At 63.9% G+C, this 18,885-nt stretch carries 16 protein-coding genes; 12 read left to right on the forward strand and 4 right to left on the reverse strand.

What is annotated here, in order from left to right; genetic code table 11:
* The 7 genes from AC0L3K_RS12540 to AC0L3K_RS12570 form a co-directional block, all read left to right on the forward strand.
* On the forward strand, positions 1–660 hold a 660-nt coding region (locus AC0L3K_RS12540), incomplete at its 5' end, for a branched-chain amino acid ABC transporter permease (protein ID WP_473366161.1).
* A 2-nt stretch (positions 661–662) separates the two neighbouring features.
* Positions 663–1,679 carry a branched-chain amino acid ABC transporter permease gene (locus AC0L3K_RS12545; RefSeq protein WP_007599707.1) on the forward strand — a complete coding sequence of 339 codons (1,017 nt, stop codon included), beginning with the start codon at positions 663–665 and terminating at the stop codon, positions 1,677–1,679.
* Between the two features lie 31 nt (positions 1,680–1,710).
* A complete protein-coding gene (locus tag AC0L3K_RS12550) occupies positions 1,711–2,946 on the forward strand; it encodes an ABC transporter substrate-binding protein (protein ID WP_007599706.1) in 1,236 nt (411 codons plus the stop codon).
* A 120-nt stretch (positions 2,947–3,066) separates the two neighbouring features.
* Positions 3,067–4,293, forward strand: coding sequence for an ABC transporter substrate-binding protein (locus AC0L3K_RS12555; protein WP_354200447.1), 1,227 nt, complete (start codon positions 3,067–3,069; stop codon positions 4,291–4,293).
* Positions 4,294–4,532: 239 nt separating this feature from the next.
* The gene (locus AC0L3K_RS12560; protein WP_007599704.1) at positions 4,533–5,762 is read left to right on the forward strand and encodes an ABC transporter substrate-binding protein; all 1,230 of its coding nucleotides are present in this window, start codon (positions 4,533–4,535) and stop codon (positions 5,760–5,762) included.
* A gap of 189 nt (positions 5,763–5,951) precedes the next feature.
* Positions 5,952–7,235: a glycerate kinase type-2 family protein gene (locus tag AC0L3K_RS12565; RefSeq protein ID WP_473366162.1), complete on the forward strand. Its 1,284-nt coding sequence runs from the start codon at positions 5,952–5,954 to the stop codon at positions 7,233–7,235.
* A 222-nt stretch (positions 7,236–7,457) separates the two neighbouring features.
* Positions 7,458–9,554 (forward strand): putative bifunctional diguanylate cyclase/phosphodiesterase, encoded by a 2,097-nt coding sequence (locus AC0L3K_RS12570; protein ID WP_473366163.1) that lies wholly within the window; start codon positions 7,458–7,460, stop codon positions 9,552–9,554.
* A 59-nt stretch (positions 9,555–9,613) separates the two neighbouring features.
* Here the strand turns inward: AC0L3K_RS12570 and AC0L3K_RS12575 are convergent, their stop codons facing one another.
* Complete coding sequence (locus tag AC0L3K_RS12575) at positions 9,614–10,135, reverse strand: MarR family winged helix-turn-helix transcriptional regulator (RefSeq protein WP_219682933.1); 522 nt, start codon at positions 10,133–10,135, stop codon at positions 9,614–9,616.
* 176 nt (positions 10,136–10,311) lie between these two features.
* Here AC0L3K_RS12575 and AC0L3K_RS12580 point away from each other — a divergent pair, with 176 nt between their 5' ends.
* From AC0L3K_RS12580 to AC0L3K_RS12590, 3 genes are read left to right on the forward strand one after another with little or no spacing between them, the layout of a single operon-like run.
* A complete protein-coding gene (locus tag AC0L3K_RS12580) occupies positions 10,312–11,352 on the forward strand; it encodes a branched-chain amino acid ABC transporter permease (protein ID WP_473366164.1) in 1,041 nt (346 codons plus the stop codon).
* Between the two features lie 7 nt (positions 11,353–11,359).
* Positions 11,360–13,129, forward strand: coding sequence for a branched-chain amino acid ABC transporter ATP-binding protein/permease (locus AC0L3K_RS12585; protein ID WP_007599692.1), 1,770 nt, complete (start codon positions 11,360–11,362; stop codon positions 13,127–13,129).
* The gene (locus AC0L3K_RS12590) at positions 13,126–13,857 is read left to right on the forward strand and encodes an ABC transporter ATP-binding protein (RefSeq protein ID WP_007599691.1); all 732 of its coding nucleotides are present in this window, start codon (positions 13,126–13,128) and stop codon (positions 13,855–13,857) included. Before AC0L3K_RS12585 ends, AC0L3K_RS12590 begins: the two co-directional genes overlap by 4 nt.
* A gap of 223 nt (positions 13,858–14,080) precedes the next feature.
* Here the strand turns inward: AC0L3K_RS12590 and AC0L3K_RS12595 are convergent, their stop codons facing one another.
* Complete coding sequence (locus AC0L3K_RS12595; protein WP_007599689.1) at positions 14,081–14,704, reverse strand: pyridoxamine 5'-phosphate oxidase family protein; 624 nt, start codon at positions 14,702–14,704, stop codon at positions 14,081–14,083.
* A gap of 120 nt (positions 14,705–14,824) precedes the next feature.
* On the opposite strand from AC0L3K_RS12595, the gene AC0L3K_RS12600 reads away from it, so the two are divergent.
* Complete coding sequence (locus AC0L3K_RS12600; protein ID WP_473366165.1) at positions 14,825–15,709, forward strand: LysR family transcriptional regulator; 885 nt, start codon at positions 14,825–14,827, stop codon at positions 15,707–15,709.
* A gap of 5 nt (positions 15,710–15,714) precedes the next feature.
* Here AC0L3K_RS12600 and AC0L3K_RS12605 read toward each other — a convergent pair whose 3' ends face one another.
* Together AC0L3K_RS12605 and pobA are read right to left on the reverse strand one after the other, a co-directional pair.
* Positions 15,715–16,134 carry a PaaI family thioesterase gene (locus AC0L3K_RS12605; protein WP_007599679.1) on the reverse strand — a complete coding sequence of 140 codons (420 nt, stop codon included), beginning with the start codon at positions 16,132–16,134 and terminating at the stop codon, positions 15,715–15,717.
* Between the two features lie 218 nt (positions 16,135–16,352).
* Positions 16,353–17,522: a 4-hydroxybenzoate 3-monooxygenase gene (gene pobA / locus AC0L3K_RS12610; RefSeq protein WP_473366166.1), complete on the reverse strand. Its 1,170-nt coding sequence runs from the start codon at positions 17,520–17,522 to the stop codon at positions 16,353–16,355.
* 215 nt (positions 17,523–17,737) lie between these two features.
* Between pobA and AC0L3K_RS12615 the strand changes: the two genes are divergently transcribed.
* A complete protein-coding gene (locus AC0L3K_RS12615) occupies positions 17,738–18,754 on the forward strand; it encodes a TRAP transporter substrate-binding protein (RefSeq protein WP_473366167.1) in 1,017 nt (338 codons plus the stop codon).
* The last annotated feature ends 131 nt before the right edge of the window (positions 18,755–18,885 follow it).

An 18,885-nucleotide genomic window follows, 5' to 3' on the forward strand; every position in this document is an offset into this window, starting at 1 on the left:
GGCGGCATCGCGATCGAGCGCATCCTGTTCAAGCCGCTCGCCAAGGCGCCGGTGCTGACCAACGTCGCCGGCTTCATCGCGCTGTTCGCGATCATCAACTCCTCGGCCGGTCTGATCTGGGACTTCACCATCAAGCAGTATCCGACCCCGTTCGGCTCCTCGCCGTTCCTCGGTAGCCAGCTGATCTCGACTCACCAGGCCGGCATGATCGGCGTCACGGTGCTGCTGCTGCTCGGCCTCTACTTCTTCTTCCAGTACACCAAGATCGGCCTCGCCATGCGCGCGGCCGCCTCCGTGCCTGAATCGGCCCGGCTGGTCGGCATCAACACCAGCTGGATGATTGCGCTGGGCTGGGGCATGGCGTCCGCGATCGGTGCGATCGCCGGCATGCTGATCGCACCAGTCGTGTTCCTCGAGCCCAACATGATGGGCGGCGTGCTGATCTACGGCTTCGCCGCGGCGGTGCTCGGCGGACTGACCAGCCCGTTCGGCGCCGTGGTCGGCGGCTTCCTGGTCGGTGTCTTCGAAAACCTCGCCGGCACCTACATTCCCGGCGTCGGCAACGAGCTGAAGCTTCCGATCGCGCTCGCGCTGATCATTTCCGTCCTGGTCGTCAAACCCGCTGGCCTGTTCGGCCGGCAAATCGTCAAGCGAGTTTGATCATGAGCGCTGCAGAAGACGTCGTCACGGAAGCCCCGGCCGTCGAGGCGGTTCCGAAGCGGGCGATGACGCTGGGCACGGGCACCTCCCTGTTAGTGCTGGCGGTGCTGTTGATCGTGCCGATGTTCGTCAAGAACTTCATCATCTTCCAGATGACGATGCTCCTGATCTACGGGCTCGCGGTGCTGGCCTTGAACATTCTGACGGGCGGCTCCGGCCAGTTCTCGCTCGGCCAGAGCGCCTTCTATGCCGTGGGCGCTTATACGTCGGCGGTGCTGATGGAGTACTTCAACGTCAACTATGCGCTGACAATTCCGGTTTCCGCCGCGGTCTGCTTCGCCTTCGGCTACCTGTTCGGCAAGCCGGCACTGCGGCTGTCGGGCGTCTATCTCGCGCTCGCGACCTTTGCGCTTGCCACCGCGATGCCGCAGCTGCTGAAGCTGAACTTCCTCGAGCACTGGACGGGCGGCGTGCAGGGCCTCGTCGTCACCAAGCCCGACGCGCCGTTCGGGTTGCCGATGTCGCAGGACACATGGCTCTACTACTTCTCGCTCGCGGTCGTGCTCGCGATCTACATCTTCTCTGTCAACCTGCTGCGCTCCCGCTCGGGCCGCGCCTTCATGGCGATCCGCGACAACGAGATCGCGGCCTCCTCGATGGGCGTCAACGTCGCACTGTACAAGACACTGGCCTTCGGCGTGTCCGCCGGCATCACCGGCGTTGCCGGCTCGCTTGGCGCCATCGCCGTGCAGTTCGTCGCGCCCGACAGCTACACGATCACGCTGGCGATCTCGCTGTTCCTCGGCATGGTCGTCGGTGGCGTCGGCTGGCTGCCCGGCTCGTTCGTCGGCGCAGCCTTCATCATCTTCGTGCCGAACATGGCAGAGGGCATCTCCAAGGGCCTCTCCGGCGCCGTATTCGGCGTACTCCTGTTCGCCGTCATCTACCTGGTGCCGCACGGCGCGAGGCAGATCGCGATCATGGGCCAGCAACTCGTCGGCCGGCTCAGAAAGAACTGACAACCCGTTGATTAAGCCAAGGAGACCCGAATTGTTTTTTGAAAGAACACTGCGAACCGCTGCGCTGGTAACGGCAACGGCGGTCATCACTCTCACCTCCGGCGCCGCTTTTGCCCAGAAAAAATACGACACCGGCGCGTCCGATACCGAGATCAAGATCGGCAACATCATGCCGTACAGCGGTCCGGCGTCGGCCTATGGCATCATCGGCAAGACCGAAGAAGCCTATTTCAAGATGATCAACGACAAGGGCGGCATCAACGGCCGCAAGATCAACTTCGTCACCTATGACGACGGCTATTCGCCGCCGAAGGCCGTGGAGCAGGTCCGCAAGCTGGTCGAGAGCGACGAAGTGATCGTCGTGTTCAACCCGCTCGGCACGCCCTCGAACAGCGCGATCCAGAAGTATTTGAACGCCAAGAAGATCCCGCAGCTGTTCGTCGCCACCGGCGCCACCAAGTGGAACGACCCGAAGAACTTCCCCTGGACCATGGGCTGGCAGCCCTCCTACCAGAGCGAAGCGCAGATCTACGCGAAATGGCTGTTGAAGGAAAAGCCCGACGCCAAGATCGCGATCCTCTATCAGAACGACGATTTCGGCAAAGACTACCTCAAGGGCACCAAGGACGGCTTGGGCGCCAAGGGCGCGTCCATGATCATCATGGAAGAAAGCTACGAGGTGTCCGAGCCCTCGATCGACGGTCACATCGTCAAGATTAAGGCGGCCAATCCCGACGTGCTCCTGATCTACGCGACGCCGAAGTTCGCGGCCCAGACCATCAAGAAGACCGCGGAGCTGAGCTGGAAGCCGCTGCAGATCCTCACCAACGTGTCGATCTCGGTCGGCAGCGTGATGAAGCCGGCCGGCTTCGAGGCCTCACAGGGCGTGCTGTCGGCCGCCTATGCCAAGGACTCCACGGACCCGCAGTGGGCCAACGACCCCGGCATGAAGAAGTGGAACGAGTTCGTCGACAAGTACATGCCGGGTGCCGACAAGTCCGACACCAGCATGGTCTATGGCTACGGCGCAGCGTCGACGCTGGCCAAGGTCCTGGAGATGTGCGGCGACGATCTGACCCGGGCCAACATCATGAAGCAGGCGGCCTCGTTGAAGGATTTCGCACCGGACACCTTGCTGCCCGGCGTCAAGATCAACACCGGCCCCACCGACTTCGCCCCGATCGCGCAGCTCCAGATGCAGCGCTTCAAGGGCGAGAAGTGGGAACTCTTCGGCGAGATCATCAGCGGCGACATCGCCACCGAGTGACCCTCTGACGCAATAGTCCGACACCTCGAGAAGCCCCCGCGAACGATCGCGGGGGCTTTTTGTTGACGTCCCGCATCAATCTTGTTCAATGCGGCGGCGATCCGTTCCGGGTGGAGAAAGATGACTGCCGTTCGATTTCAGGTTGCGGGCGTACTGGCCGCATTCGCGTTGTGCACTGCGATGAGCGGCCCAGCCCTGGCGCAGAAGAAATACGACAGCGGCGCTTCCGATACCGAGATCAAGATCGGCAACATCATGCCCTATAGCGGCCCGGCCTCCGCCTATGCGGCGATCGGCAAAGCCGAGGAAGCCTATTTCAACAAGATCAATGCCGAGGGCGGCATCGCCGGCCGCAAGATCAAGTTCATCTCCTACGACGACGGCTATTCGCCGCCGAAGACGGTGGAGCAGGCCCGCAAGCTGGTCGAGAGCGACGGGGTGCTGCTGATCTTCGGCTCGCTCGGCACCTCCACCAACGGCGCCATTCGCAAATACATGAACGAGAAGAAGGTGCCGCAATTGTTCGTGGCGAGCGGCGCTTCGAAGTGGAACGATCCGAAGCAATATCCCTGGACCATGGGCTGGCAGCCGAGCTACGCGAGCGAGGCGCGCATCTACGCCAAGTACATCATGAAGGAGAAGCCGGACGGCAAGATCGGCGTGCTCTACCAGAACGACGATTTCGGCAAGGACTATCTCAAGGGGCTGAAGGACGGCCTTGGGCCCAAGGCCTCGATGATCGTGCTGGAAGACGGTTACGACACTTCGGAGCCGGCGATCGACGAGCACGTCGTGAAATTGAAGGCCTCCGGCGCCGACATCTTCGTCAGCATCACCACGCCGAAATTTGCAGCGCAAGCGATCAAGAAAGCGGCCGAGATCGGCTGGCATCCGGTCCACATCATCTCCAACGTCTCGGCTTCGGTCGGCGGCGTGCTCGAGCCGGCGGGGCTCGAGATCTCGCAAGGCATCCTGTCGGCGAGCTACACCAAGGACGGCTCCGACCCGCAATGGAATGCCGATGACGGCATGAAGAAGTTCTACAACTTCCTCGCCAAATACGATCCCAAGGCCAACAAGCTCGATGCCGGCGTGGTGTTCGGCTATGCCGCCGCGCAGACCATGGTGAAGGTGCTGCAAATGTGCGGCGACGACCTCACCCGCGACAACGTCATGAAGCAGGCGGCAAGCCTGAAGGATTTCGAGCCCGACACCCTGTTGCCCGGCATCAAGATCAACACCGCAGCCGATAATTTCGCCCCGATCGAGCAGCTCCAGATGATGCGGTTCAAAGGCCGGAAATGGGAGCTGTTCGGGGACATCATCTCGAGCGAGCTCGGCCACTGAAGCCACGCAACTCAAACTCGCTCCAGATCGGTTCGTCAACTCAGGCGGATGCACCTTCTCGCAGTCGCACACGAGCGCGCGCCGGTCCGTGACTACTAAAGAAGCAGCCCCTGCGCCCCCGCCGCAGGGGCTTTCTGTTGAAGGCGTCCGGTAAATCGTATTGAATTGCGGCTGCGTCACCAAAAACAGGCAACACAAGAAAAGGGACGCGCACACACCAAGAAAATAGGGAGATAGGAATGCCCGCTGTCACCGGCAAACTTGCGGCCGCGTCACTCGCGCTCGCGCTCATTGCGGCCTCGGCCTCCACTGCATCGGCCCAGAAGAAATACGATACCGGCGCGACCGATACCGAGATCAAGATCGGCAACATCATGCCCTACAGCGGACCGGCCTCCGCCTACGGCATCATCGGACGGACGGAAGCGGCCTATTTCAAGAAGATCAACGACGAAGGCGGCATCAACGGCCGCAAGATCAACTTCATCAGCTACGATGACGCCTACTCGCCGCCGAAGACGGTGGAGCAGGCGCGCAAGCTGGTCGAGAGCGACGAGGTGCTGTTCATCTTCAACTCGCTCGGCACGCCGCCGAACTCCGCGATTCACAAATACATGAACTCGAAGAAGGTGCCGCAGCTCTTCGTCGCGACCGGCGCCACCAAGTGGAACGACCCGAAGGATTTCCCCTGGACCATGGGCTGGCAGCCCAATTACCAGAGCGAGACGCAGATCTACGCGAAATGGCTGCTCAAGAACAAGCCGGATGCCAAGATTGCCGTGCTGTTCCAAAACGACGATTACGGCAAGGATTATCTCAAGGGCCTGAAGGACGGCCTCGGCGCCAAGGCCGCGTCGATGATCGTCATGGAGGAGAGCTACGAGACCTCCGAGCCGACCATCGACAACCACATCGTCAAGCTGAAGTCGACCGGCGCCGACGTCTTCATGAATATCACGACGCCGAAATTCGCGGCGCAAGCAATCAAGAAGAATGCCGAGATCGGCTGGAAGCCGCTACACTTCCTCAACAACGTCTCGGCCTCCGTCGGCAGCGTGCTCAAGCCCGCCGGGTTCGAGAACTCGCAGGACATCATCTCCGCCGACTATTTGAAGGACATTTCGGATCCGGCGTGGAACAGCGATCCCGGCATGAAGGACTTCGTCGCGTTCATGAACAAGTACTTTCCGGACGGCGACAAGCTCGACCACGGCACCATCGTCGGCTACGGCGTGGCGCAGACCCTGGTCCAAGTCCTCAAGCAGTGCGGCGACGATCTCACGCGCGCGAACGTCATGAAGCAGGCCGCCAGCCTGAAGAACTTCCGCACCGAAGTGCTGCTGCCGGGCGTGCAGATCAACACCTCTCCGACCGACTTCGCGCCGATCAGCCAGCTCCAGCTCGAGAAGTTCAAGGGCGACAAGTGGGAGCTGTTCGGTGACGTGATCAGCGCCGACGTCGGCGGCTAACCGCCTCACACGACCATGAAAACCCCCTGCGAACCATCGCAGGGGGTTTTTGCTTGCGCGTCGATTGTGATCACGCGATTGCACAATCGAATGATGGCAAAGCCCGCTTACGCTTTGGCGCATGATGCGGTAGGCAGGTGAGCGGCGCGTTTGCCGCCAGTCTTTCCTGTCCGCTCAAGGCCCTTCGTCATGTCCGATCGACGCCCCCTGCTCCGCGCGCTCTACGACGCCGCCGTTGCCGCCGCTCATCCGAGCACGATTCTGGCGCCGCACCTGCGGCCCGCGCCAAGGGGACGCGTGATCTGTCTCGCCGCCGGCAAGGGCGCGGCCGCGATGGCCGCCGCCGCCGAGCGGCATTATCTCGACGCGCTCGGGCTCGCGCCGGAACGTCTCGTCGGCATCGCCACCACGCGACACGGCTACGGCGTGCCGACGCGCCGCATCCGCGTGGTCGAGGCCGGTCATCCCGTGCCTGACGAAGCCGGCCTGAAGGGCGCGGCCGACACGCTCGCGCTCGCAGCCGAGGCCGGGCCCGACGATTTGCTTTTGGTCTTGCTCACCGGCGGCGGCTCGGCGAACTGGATCGCACCCGTCAACGGCATCAGCTTCGCGCAGAAGCAGGCGGTCAACAAGGCGCTGCTGCGCTCCGGCGCGCCGATCGGCGAGATGAATGTCGTGCGCAAGCATCTGTCGCGGATCAAGGGCGGGCGGCTGGCGCGCGCCGGCAAAAATGCCGCCGAGATCGTGACGCTTGCGATCTCCGACGTGCCGCATGACGACCCCTCGGCGATCGCCTCGGGTCCGACCGTGCCCGATCCGACCACGCTCAATGATGCGCGCGCCATCGTCGCCAAATACAAGCTCGACATCGACGATGCCGTCCGCCGCGCGCTGGACGACCCCGCCAACGAGAGCTGCAAGCCCGGTGATGCCGCGTTCGCGCGCGCGCATTTCGAACTGATCGCACGCCCGAAGCAATCGCTCGACGCCGCGGTGAGGCTCGCGCAGGAGGCCGGTTACGAGACGATCGATCTCGGCGCCGACCTCGAAGGCGAGGCCCGCGACGTCGCCGCCGATCATGCCAGGCTGGCGCTTCAGGTCCGCGCGGAAGGCAAGCGCGTGGCGATCCTCTCCGGCGGCGAGCTCACGGTCACCGTGCGCGGCCAGGGCCGCGGCGGCCCGAACCAGGAATACGCGCTGGCGCTCGCCGACCTCTTGAAGGACACGCCTGACATCTCCGCGCTCGCCGGCGACACCGACGGCGCCGATGGCGGCGCCGGCCACCCCACCGACCCCGCCGGCGCGCTGATCGACGCGGCGACGTTCGCGAAGATGACGGCGCAGGGGCTGCAGCCGCAGGCCTATCTCGACAACAACGATGCGACGACGTTCTTCGAGGCGACGGGCGACCTGTTGCTGCCGGGTCCCACGCTGACCAATGTGAACGATATCCGGGTGATCCTGGTCGACTGATCGGGCGGCATCGCCATCCCGCCGGCACCGCGCGCGGTTCGGCGGGACGACATGGTTAACGATCTCTGAATTCTTGTCGGCGTCCTCTTTTCCAGGGGGCGGGCATCGCCGCCCTTAACCTCGCGTTCGCCGCAGTTTCAGGAACATGTCCCGAAACTGGGCGAATTGTTGGGCTGATTCACCACCGCCTGCTCTAATCGCGTCGTTTCGGGGGCAAGGCGCATGGCGGAGAATGATCAGGAGGTCGCAAGCATTGATCCGCTCGTGCTCGGCGAGCTGCTCAAGTGCGCCGCCAATAATCTGTGGCTCGGGATCATCCTGTTCGGCAGCGACCGCAGGGTCATTTTCTGCAATCCGCGCTACCGCGAGATGTACGCGCTCTCGCCCGAGCAGGTGCATCCGGGCACGCCGATCAAGGACCTGATCCAGCATCGGCTCGAACTGGGCCTGAACATCGGCGGAGAAGCCGGCGCCTATGTCCGTGCCCGCACCGAGGGTTCGGTCGTCAGCGAGCAGACGGTTCAGCAGTTCGCCGACGGAAGAATCATCGCCTACACCATCCATCCCCTGCCCGACGGCGGCGGCATGGCGACGCACGAGGACATTACAGAGCGCGAAGAGCTCAGTGCGCGGCTACAGGAACGCAATTTCCAGTTCGACATCGCGATCAACAACATGTCGCAGGGACTTTGCTTCTTCAGCGCCGACCATCGGCTGCTGGTCTGCAACACGCACTATATCGAAATGTACGGCCTGCCGCCCGACCGCGTTCGTCCGGGCACGCCGCTCCAGGAGATCCTCGACCTGCGCTTCGAAGCCGGCAGCGTGCCGACAATGACGCGGGAGGAATACGCCACATGGCGGACCGATGTCGCCACGTCGGCCGAGGCCATGGACAGCATCGTCGAGATGCGGAACGGGCGGACCTTCAAGATCAGGCACCGACCGATGCCCGATCTCGGATGGGTCGCGACCCACGAAGACATCACCGAGCAGCGCAAGGCGGAATTGCAGATCGCGCATATGGCGCACCACGACGCGCTGACGGACCTCGTCAATCGCGCCCTGCTCGGTCAGCGCCTCAAGCAGGCGCTCGAACAGGGTGGGATGTTCGCGATCCACCACATCGATCTCGACAAGTTCAAGGCCGTCAACGACACTCTGGGCCATCAGGCCGGCGACATCCTGCTGCAGGATGTCAGCCGCCGCCTCAAGCAGCTCGCCCGCGACAGCGATACCGTCGCGCGTATGGGTGGTGATGAATTCGTCATCCTCCAGACGCCGATTTCCGATTCGAGCGAAGCGGACCTGCTGGCCCGCGATGTGGTCAGCACGCTGAGTGCTCCGTTCGGGCTCGACGGACACCAGGCTATTGTGGGCGCGAGCATCGGGATCGCCATTGCGCCCGGCGACGGCTCGACGCCCGAGCAACTCCTGCACAATGCCGATCTAGCCCTGTATCGCGCGAAAAGCGACGGCCGCGGCATGCACTGCTTCTTCGAACCGGCCATGGGCGAAGCGGCGCAAAGCCGCCGCGCGCTGGAGCAGGACCTGCACAACGGCCTTGCCGCCGGCGAGTTCGAACTGCACTACCAGCCGGTCGTGAAGACCGACGGCGGCGAGATCAGCGGCTTCGAAGCCTTGATCCGCTGGCGACATCCACGACGCGGACTGGTGGCGCCGAACAGCTTTATCCCGCTTGCGGAAGAGATCGGCCTGATCGTGCCGATCGGTGAGTGGGTGATCCGGCAGGCCTGTGCCACTGCAAGCCGGTGGCCGGACCATCTGCACGTCGCCGTCAATATCTCGGCGGTGCAATTCCGCCAGCCGGGCCTGACCGAGGTGATCGTCGGCACCCTGGCGGCCTCTGGCCTCGATCCGCGGCGGCTGGAGATCGAGATCACGGAAAGCGTTTTGCTGCAGGACAGGCATGGGACGCTGACGACGCTGCACCAGCTCCGGGCGCTCGGCATCAAGGTCGCCATGGACGATTTCGGCACCGGTTATTCGTCACTGACCTATCTGCAATGCTTCCCCTTCGACAAGATCAAGATCGACCGGTCGTTCGTCAGCGGCGTGGAAAACAATGCGGCATCCCTCAGCATCGTGCGCGCGGTGGCGGCACTGGCGCGCGGGATGGGCATGACGACGACGGCGGAGGGCGTGGAGACCGAGGAGCAAAGGGATCGGATCGCAGCGGAGGGCTGCACCGAAATGCAGGGCTATCTGTTCAGCCCGCCCTTGCCCGCCGCGGAAATCGAGCGCCGTTTCCTGTCCGCGGAAGCACCTGCCATGCCCGACCGGTTCGCTGCGGCATAACCGCGGCCAGCCCGCCCGCGCTTCCGGGTTTGATGCCCGGTCGCCGGGGCAATCAACCGTCAAAACTCGTTGGCGATCTTCGAGAGCATCCCGAGCAGGGCTGCGCGGTTGGACGGCCCGAGCACCTCGTTCAGCCGCGCCTCGTGCTTGGTGGCGACGAGCTTCTTGGCGCGGGCCAGCACGGCCTTGCCCTTGTCGGTCAGCACCAAAATGTGCGAGCGGCGGTCGTTGGTGGAGCGGATCCGCGCGCAAAGGTCGCGGCTCTCGAGATTGTCGAGCATCGCCACGAAGTTCGGGCGCAGGATGCCGAGGGTGGAGGCGATCTCGGTCTGGTTACGGCCGGGGTTTTTCTCGACCAGCAGCAGCACGGAGAACTGCGCCGGCGTGAGCTGGAGCGAGGCCATGCAGCGCAGGAAGTTCTCGAACACCTTGAGCTGTGCCCGCTTCAGGACATAGCCGAGCTGCTCCGAGAGCTCGCCGAGCTGGAGGGCTTCGCCAGGCCCGTCGGCCGCGTCCTTGCGGCCCTTGGCGGTCTCGGCGGGTTTTTCAGAGGACTTTTCAGCGGTTTTGGAAACGGTCATCGCCTCATGCTCGCAATCCCGTTAAGTTCGGGAGGATCGTTCGCCACTCTTGATGTTATATTTGATAATTGTTATGGACCATATCAAATATCGTCAGCGCTGTTCAATGGCTGTGAGCGGACCGTCCACCACAATCAGGGGACCGGTCCTGAATCTTTGAGGGGGAGCGTCCGGTCTTGAATACCACCATCGTGCTGTTCCTGCTGCAGGACGGCATCACCAATGGCGCGATTTATGCGCTGCTCGGCCTGGCGCTGGTGCTGGTGTTCGCCGTCACCCGCGTCATCCTCATCCCGCAGGGCGAATTCGTCACCTATGGCGCGCTGACCTATGCCTCGCTGGCCGCGGGCCAGATGCCGGGTACGGCGAAACTCGCGCTCGCCCTGGGCCTTGGCGCCTTCGCGTTCGACCTGTTCGCCGCGCGCAAGGCGCTGCACGGGCGCCTGGTGCTGCGCAGCATCCTGACCAACATCGTGCTGCCGGCCATCGTGCTGGCGCTGACTGTCTACTACGCCGCTCAGAAGCCGCCGGTTGCGGTCTGCATCGCGCTGTCGCTGGTGATCGTGGCGATGATCGGCCTGTTTCTCTACCGCATCGCATTCCAGCCGCTGGCGCACACCTCCGTGCTGGTGCTGCTGATCGCCTCGGTGGGCGTCCACCTCGCACTTCAGGGTTTGGGCCTATTGTTCTTCGGCGCCGAAGGCCAGCGCGGACCTGCCGTACTGTCGGGATCTTTCACCACCGGCGCGCTGCGCTTCACAGGCCAGAGCATCACGGTCTACGGCATTACCATCGCCTTCATCGTCGGGCTGTGGCTGTTCTTCGGGCTGACACTCTACGGCAAGGCGCTGCGCGCGACCGCCGTGAACCGGCTCGGTGCCCGGCTCGTCGGCATCCGCACCACGCTATCCGGGCAGATCGCCTTCCTACTGGCGTCCGTCATCGGCGCACTGTCGGGCATCATGATCGTGCCGATCACGACGCTCTATTACGACTCGGGCTTCCTGATCGGCCTGAAGGGCTTTGTCGCCGCGATCATCGGCGGGCTTGTCAGCTACCCCCTCACCGCGGTCGCGGCGCTGGTCGTCGGCATCGTCGAGGCGTTCTCGTCCTTCTATGCCTCCAACTACAAGGAGGTGATCGTTTTCATGCTCTTGATTCCCGTGCTGCTGCTGCGATCGCTCGCGGCGCCTGCGGTCGAGGAAGAGAAGGACTGACGCCAAAATGCAGAGCCGGCTCCCTATCCTCATCTTCGCGCTGATTATGGCGGCGATCCCCTTTGTTCCGGGCATGCCCCCGTTCTGGATCGTGCTGCTCGACAATGTCGGCCTCACCGCCCTGGTCGCGATGGGCCTCGTGCTGCTGACCGGCGTCGGCGGCCTGACCTCGTTCGGACAAGCGGCCTTCGTTGGCTTCGGCGCCTACACCACCGCGGTGCTGTCAACGACCTACGGCATGTCGCCCTGGCTAACGCTCCCATTGTCGCTGCTGGTCAGCGGATTGCTGGCGGTGCTGCTCGGCCTCGTCACGGTCCGTCTCTCCGGCCATTATCTGCCGCTCGGCACGCTCGCCTGGGGGCTCGGCTTGTTCTATCTCTTCAGCAAGCTCGAATTCCTGGGAAGAAACGACGGCATCTCGGCGATCCCGCCGCTGTCGATCGGCTCGTTCAAAATGCTCTCGCCCGGCTCGATCTACTACGCGATCTGGGTTGCCGTGATCCTCTCGGCGCTGCTCACGATGAACCTGCTGGACTCCCGCACCGGCCGCGCCATCCGCGCGCTCCGGCGCGGCCATGTCGCGGCCGAGGCGTTCGGCGTGCACACGCCGCGGGCGAAAATGCTGGTGTTCATCCATGCCGCCGTGCTCGCCGGCCTCTCCGGCTGGCTTTACGCCCATCTTCAGCGCGCGGTGAACCCGACGCCGTTCGGCGCGCAGGCCGGCATCGAGTATCTCTTCATCGCCGTGGTCGGCGGCGCCGGCTATGTCTGGGGCGGCGTCCTGGGCGCGGCGCTCGTCGTTGTCCTCAAGGAAGTGCTGCAGAGCTACCTGCCGCTGATCCTGCCCGGCTCCGGCCAGGTCGAGACCATCGTGTTCGGCATCATGCTGGTGGCGCTGCTTCAGCTCGCACCCGGCGGCGTCTGGCCCTGGCTGATGTCGTTCCTGCCCCAGCGCACCGGTGGCAAAAAGCCAGACACCTCGCTCAAGCTGGAGCAGCGCACCCGCTCCCCCGGCCAATCCAGCGTCCTGCTTCAGGTCGAGAAGGCCCGGAAGCAATTTGGCGGCGTGGTCGCGGTGAACAACGTCTCCTTCGACGTCCTGGCCCGCGAGATCGTCGCGCTGATCGGCCCCAACGGCGCCGGCAAGAGCACCACCTTCAACCTGATCACCGGCGTGCTGTCGGCCACCTCAGGCTCGATCTCCGTGCTCGGCAACAAGGTCGACAGGGCACCGCCGCAGGAGATCGTCAAGCTCGGCATCTCCCGCACCTTCCAGCACGTCAAGCTGGTGCCTGACATGACCGTGCTGGAAAACGTCGCGATCGGCGCCCATCTGCGCGGCCATTCGGGGCCGATCTCCTCGATGCTGCGGCTCGACCGCACTGATGAGGCAAAGCTGCTCGCCGAAGCCGCCCGCCAGATCGAGCGGGTCGGACTTGGCGAGCAGATGCATCAGCTCGCAGGCTCGCTTTCGCTGGGACAGCAACGGATCGTCGAGATCGCCCGTGCGTTGTGCGTCGATCCGATGCTGCTGCTGCTCGACGAGCCGGCCGCCGGCCTGCGCCACATGGAGAAGCAGCGGCTCGCGAGCCTCCTGCGGGAGCTGCGCGACGGCGGCATGAGCGTGCTGCTTGTCGAGCACGACATGGGCTTCGTCATGAACCTCGCCGACCGCATCGTGGTGCTCGATTTCGGCACCAAGATCGCAGAAGGAACGCCGGCCACGATCAAGACCAATCCCGAAGTGATCAAGGCCTATCTCGGAGTGGCGGCATGACCGCGCTGTTGTCTGTCGCCGACGCCCATGTCGCCTATGGCAAGGTCGAGGCCGTGCGCTCGGTCTCGCTCGAAGTCGGCCAGAACCAGATCGTCACCATCGTCGGCGCCAATGGCGCCGGCAAGACCACGCTGCTCTCCGCCATCATGGGCATCTTTCCGCTGAAGGGGCGCGTGGCATTCGCAGGTCAGGATCTGTCGCGACTCGACATCGAGGACCGCGTCGCCATGGGACTTGGCCTCGTTCCCGAGCACCGCGAATTGTTCGTGACCATGAATGTCGAGGACAATCTCGAGTTGGGGGCCTTCCGCATCGAGAGAAGCAAGGCGAAAGCCTCGATGGAGCGGGTCTACGCGCTGTTTCCGCGGCTCAAGGAACGGCGCAAGCAGCTCGCCGGCACGCTCTCCGGCGGCGAGCAGCAGATGCTCGCAATGGGCCGCGCCCTGATGGGCGAGCCCAAGCTCCTGATGCTGGACGAGCCGAGCCTCGGCCTCGCCCCGATCATCGTCGCCGACATTTTCCGCATCGTCACCGAACTGCGCGCCGCCGGCGTCTCCGTACTGCTGGTCGAGCAGAACGCGCAGGCCGCATTGAAGATCGCGGATCAGGCCTATGTCATGGAGCTCGGCGAGTTCGTGCTCAGCGGTAAGGCCAGCGACATTGCGGCGAACGAGCGCGTCGCCGCCAGCTATCTCGGCTTCCAGCACGAAGGCGCGAGCGGGCTGTAAGTTCGAGAAATTGCTGACGCCGCACGCGCTGTCTTCTTCCCTTCTCCCCTTGCGGGAGAAGGTGGCGCGAAGCGCCGGATGAGGGGTATCTATCTAACGGAAAGTGCTTCATTCGTGGAGAGAGACCCCTCACCCGTCTCGTCGCTCCGCGACGAGCCACCCTCTCCCGCAAGGGGAGAGGGTGCACGCCGCAAGTCGCTCTAGCTTTCATTGGCAGGTAAGCTCAACTCGCGGCCTTCTCCCCCTTCAGCGCCGCGACCTCCGCCTCCAGCTCCGTGATTTTCGCATCTCTTGCCGCCAGCGCCGCTGCCACATCCGTCGCGTCGAACTTCTGCGGGATGTGCTGCGGGCAGTTCGTGTCCCACGCTTCGATCTTGAACAGGATCACCTGCTCCGGCCGGGCGCGATAGCCTTTCGGCATCAGCGATGTCGTCAGCGCCTCGTCGTCCTCGACCACCCGCGCCTCGCCCCAGATCTTCACCCGGCGGCGATGGGCGTAGTCCATCACGAAGATGTAGGCCTTGGGATTTTCGGACAGATTTCCCTGCGTGATGTATTGCCGATTGCCGGCGTAGTCCGTGAAAGCCAGCGTCTGCTTGTCCAGCACCTTCAAGAAGCCCTTCGGGCCGCCGCGATGCTGGATGTAGGGCTGTCCGTCGGCCGAGGCCGTGGCAAGATAAAAGCTGTTGGCGTCGGCCAGGAACGCCGCGAGGTTTTCATCGACCTCGGTGCGCCAGCCGCGCTGCTCGGCATGCGCATAGCCTTCGCGGGATCCCTTTCGGGTCTGGATCGACTTCACCGCCGGCGTGAATGCGACGTCGCTGGCATAGGTGTGAGTTGCCGTCATCGGACCATCTCCTGAAATCCCGGCGCATCCCTGCGTCTTCGCCACCTAAAATGGACTTTTCGCCGGCTAAAACAATCGGCCCGCTTGACACTTCATCATTGCGGTATATGCAACAATACCATGGATCGCCTCGAGGCCATGCATGTTTTCGTCACCGTCGCTGACCTGCACGGCTTCGCGCCGGCGGCACGAAAACTGCGGTTGTCCCCCTCCGCGGTGACGCGGCTGATCGCGGCGCTGGAGGAGCATCTCGGCGCGCGGCTGTTGCAGCGGACCACCCGTCAAGTGACCCTGACCGACGTCGGCACGCGCTATCTGGAGCGTGCGCGTCGCATCCTGGCCGATGTCGAGGAGGCCGACGGCTCGGCACGGGAGGAGCGCAACCGGCCGAGCGGGCGGCTGGTGGTGTCGGCGCCGGTCGGCTTCGGCCGGCTCCATGTCGGGTCTGTCATGACCGCCTACCTCAAGCGCTATCCCGAGGTCGCCTGCGAATTGCGGCTGTCCGACAACCTCGTCAATCTCGTGGAAGACGCCGTCGACGTCGCGGTGCGGATCGGCCATCTCGCCGACTCCTCGCTCGTCGCGCGCCAGGTCGGCGAGATGCGTCGGATCGTGGTGGCGACGTCGGGCTATCTGAAGCGCCATGGCGAACCGAAGACGCCGGAGGCACTGCTTACGCACCAGACCATCGCGTTCGGTCCATCCGCCAACTGGCGCTTCGTGCAGGACGGCCGCGACATCGAGGTGGCGCCGAACCCACGCTTCGCCAGCAACAGCGCCGACGCCGCCCTGCAATATGCCGAGGCCGGCGGCGGCGTGACCCGGGTGCTGGCCTATCAGGCCGCCGAGGGCTTGCGGCGCGGGCGGCTCAGAATCGTGTTGGCGAACTACGAGCAGCCGGCGCTGCCGATCCACATCGTCTACCCAACCTCGCGCCTGCTCTCCGCCAAGGTGCGCGCCTTCGTCGATCTCGTGGTGGAGACCGCGGAGTGGAAATTCGGGTGACGCCCTCACCCCTTTTTCGGCACGACGCGAAAGGTGCCGCTGGCGCGCGCGATCACGGCGCCGTCGGCCTTCGCGAGGCACTGCGCGAAACAGATCGTGCTGCCGGTCTTGATCGCCTCGCCCTCGACCGCGAGCCATTGGCCGATCTCGCCGGCGCCGACATAGTCGACCGACAGCGAGATCGTGACCAACGAGGTGGTCCAGCCGGTCGCCTGCGCGCAGCTGTAGCCCATGGCGGCATCGGCCAGCGCTGCGATCAATCCGCCATGGATCAGCCCGCGCGCGTTGGTGTGCGGTGTTGCGAGCCGCAATCCCACGGTGACGCCGTTGTCGGTCTTCCTGGAGTAAAGCGGCTCCCAGGGGTCGGTGAGCGGGGCTTTGCGGAAATGCGGCTCGAAGCCGGCGGGGATGTCGGTGCTGGTCATGTCCGTCTCGCGTTGGTGGCTGCCGCCATTGAACGCGAGGGACGTGACGGTTGCACCACCTACAAAGTTTTAAACGGAATTTGCGCGGGTGTTTGAAAGAAGTGGCGCCGGCGCGAGCACTCGTAGGGTGGGCAAAGGTGCGCAGCGCCGTGCCCACCATCTCGCGCGAAGACAACGCTGGTGGGCACGCTTCGCTTTGCCCACCCTACAGCACCGTCCTAAAACGGCAGCCCCACATAGTTCTCCGACAGTGATGTCATCGCGGCTTGGGACTGCGTGACGTAGTCGAGCTCGGCGAGCTGGATGCGCGCCCCAATCGTACCGGTGTCCGGAAATTTGTGCAGCATCGAGGTCATCCACCAGGAGAACCGCACGGCTTTCCAGACCCGCGCCAGTGCCTTCGCCGAATAGGCGCCAATGCCGGCGCTGGATTTTTCGTCGTAGAACTCGCGAAATGCGCTCGACAGATAATGCGCATCGCTCGCGGCCAGATTCAGCCCCTTGGCGCCGGTCGGCGGCACGATATGGGCGGCATCACCGCACAGGAACAACCTGCCGAAACGCATCGGCTCGGCGACGAAGCTGCGCAGCGGCGCAATGCTCTTCTCGATCGAGGGGCCCGTGATCAGGCTGTCGGCGGCGTCCCGGTCGAGGCGGCGCTTGAGCTCGTCCCAGAATCGATCGTCCGGCCACTGGTCGACATGGTCGTCGAGCGCGCACTGCACATAGTAGCGGCTGCGCCTGGTCGAACGCATGGTGCACAGCGCAAAGCCGCGGACGTGGTTGGAATAGATCAGCTCGTGGCTGACCGGCGGCGTCTCGGAGAGGATGCCGAGCCAGCCGAACGGATAGATGCGCTCGAACTCCTCGATGGCCGAAGCCGGAACGCTGGCGCGGCTGACGCCGTGAAACCCGTCGCAGCCGGCGACGAAGTCGCAATCGATCGTGTGGGTGACGCCATCTTTCATGTAGGTTACGCGCGGGTGACCGCCGTCGAAATCGTGCGGTTGTACGTCCTTGGCCTCGTAGACCGAGGTGAGACCGGCGGCGTTGCGCGCATCCATCAGGTCGAGCGTGACCTCGGTCTGGCCGTAGATCATGACCTTCTTGCCGGTCGCAGCCTTCATGTCGATGCGGTGCCGGCGCCCCGAAAAGGCGAGCTCGATCCCTTCATGCACCAGCCCTTCGGCATGGGCCCGTGCGCCGGCGCCGATCTGGTCGAGCAGCGCGACTGTTCCCTCCTCCAGCAGTCCGGCACGGATGCGGCCGAGCACATAGTCCGGGCTCTGCCGCTCCAGAATGACATTGTCGATGCCATAGCGGTGCAGCAGTTGCCCAAGCAACAATCCAGCCGGCCCTGCCCCGATGATTGCGACTTTTGTCCGCAATACTTGCTCCTCCCGATCCGGTAGGCTTTCGGCGTGGCTCGCTTGTCGCAGCTGTCCGCACACGATAATTATATCATATAACGGTTGGGCAAAAAGGGAGTGCGCGGCGGCACGTCACGCCAGTTCCGGCTTGAACGCGCCGGCCAATTAGATAACATGTTAAATAACGAGACCGGGCCATCGAAGCCCGCCGTCAAAAGAGGGAGAGACGCGTGATGAGGAAAGCCTGTCTGGCGTTGCTGCTGGCAGCAAGCGTGAGCCCTGCGTTCGCGCAGGACAAGACCTTCGATTTGAAGATCTCGCATTGGGTGCCGGCCTCGCATCCGCTGCAGAAATCGCTCGAGGATTGGGCCGCCGCGGTCGAGAAGGATTCCGGCGGCACCATCAAGGGTAAGGTGTTTCCGGCCCAGCAGATGGGCAAGGCCTTCGACCATTACGACATGGCGCGCGACGGCATCGCCGATGTCACCTATGTCAATCCCGGCTACCAGCCCGGGCGCTTCCCGATCATCGGCGCCGGCGAATTGCCGTTCCTGATCTCGGATGCCAAGGGCGGCTCGATGGGGCTCGACGCCTGGTACCGCAAATACGCCGAAAAGGAGATGAAGGACGTTAAATACTGCCTCGCCTTCGTCCACTCACCCTCCTCGTTCCATTCCAAGACCAAGAAGATCGTGATGCCGGAGGATGTGAAGGGCCTGAAGATCCGCCCCGCCCACGCCACCATGGCGAACTTCGTCACCTCGCTCGGCGGCACCAATGTGCAGTCCTCCGCGCCTGAAGTGCGCGACATCATCGAGCGCGGCGTCGCCGACGGCGTCACCTTTCCCTGGGGCTCCCTCGTGCTGTTCGGCATCGACAAGGTGACAAAGTACGACATGGAGGCGCCGCTCTACACCACGACCTTCGTGTTCGTCATGAACAAGGACAAGTACAATGCGATGTCCGACAAGCAGAAGGCCGCGATCGACAAGAATTGCACGGTCGAGATGGCCGGTGTGGTCGGCGAGCACTGGGGCAAGTTCGAGGATGCCGGCATCGACAAGGTCAAGGCGGAGTCCAGCCACGAGGTCTACAAGCTGACGCCCGAGCAGACCGCCGCCTGGAAGAAAGCCGCCGAGCCCCTGGTGAAAACCTGGAGCGACGGCGCAAAGAAGGCCGGCGCGGATCCGGATGCGGCGCTTAGCGAGCTGAAGGCCTCGCTGAAGAAGTACAACGCGCTGGCGGAGTGACGCTGAATCGGAGCCGCAGACTCGCTGCACCTCTCCCGCTTGCAGGGGAGGTCGGCGCGAAGCGCCGGGTGGGGGCTCTCTCCACTCGGGGTCCGTTCATTGCGGCGACACCCCCACCCCAGCCCTCCCCC

The organism is Bradyrhizobium sp. MI1.10 (genome assembly GCF_055811035.1).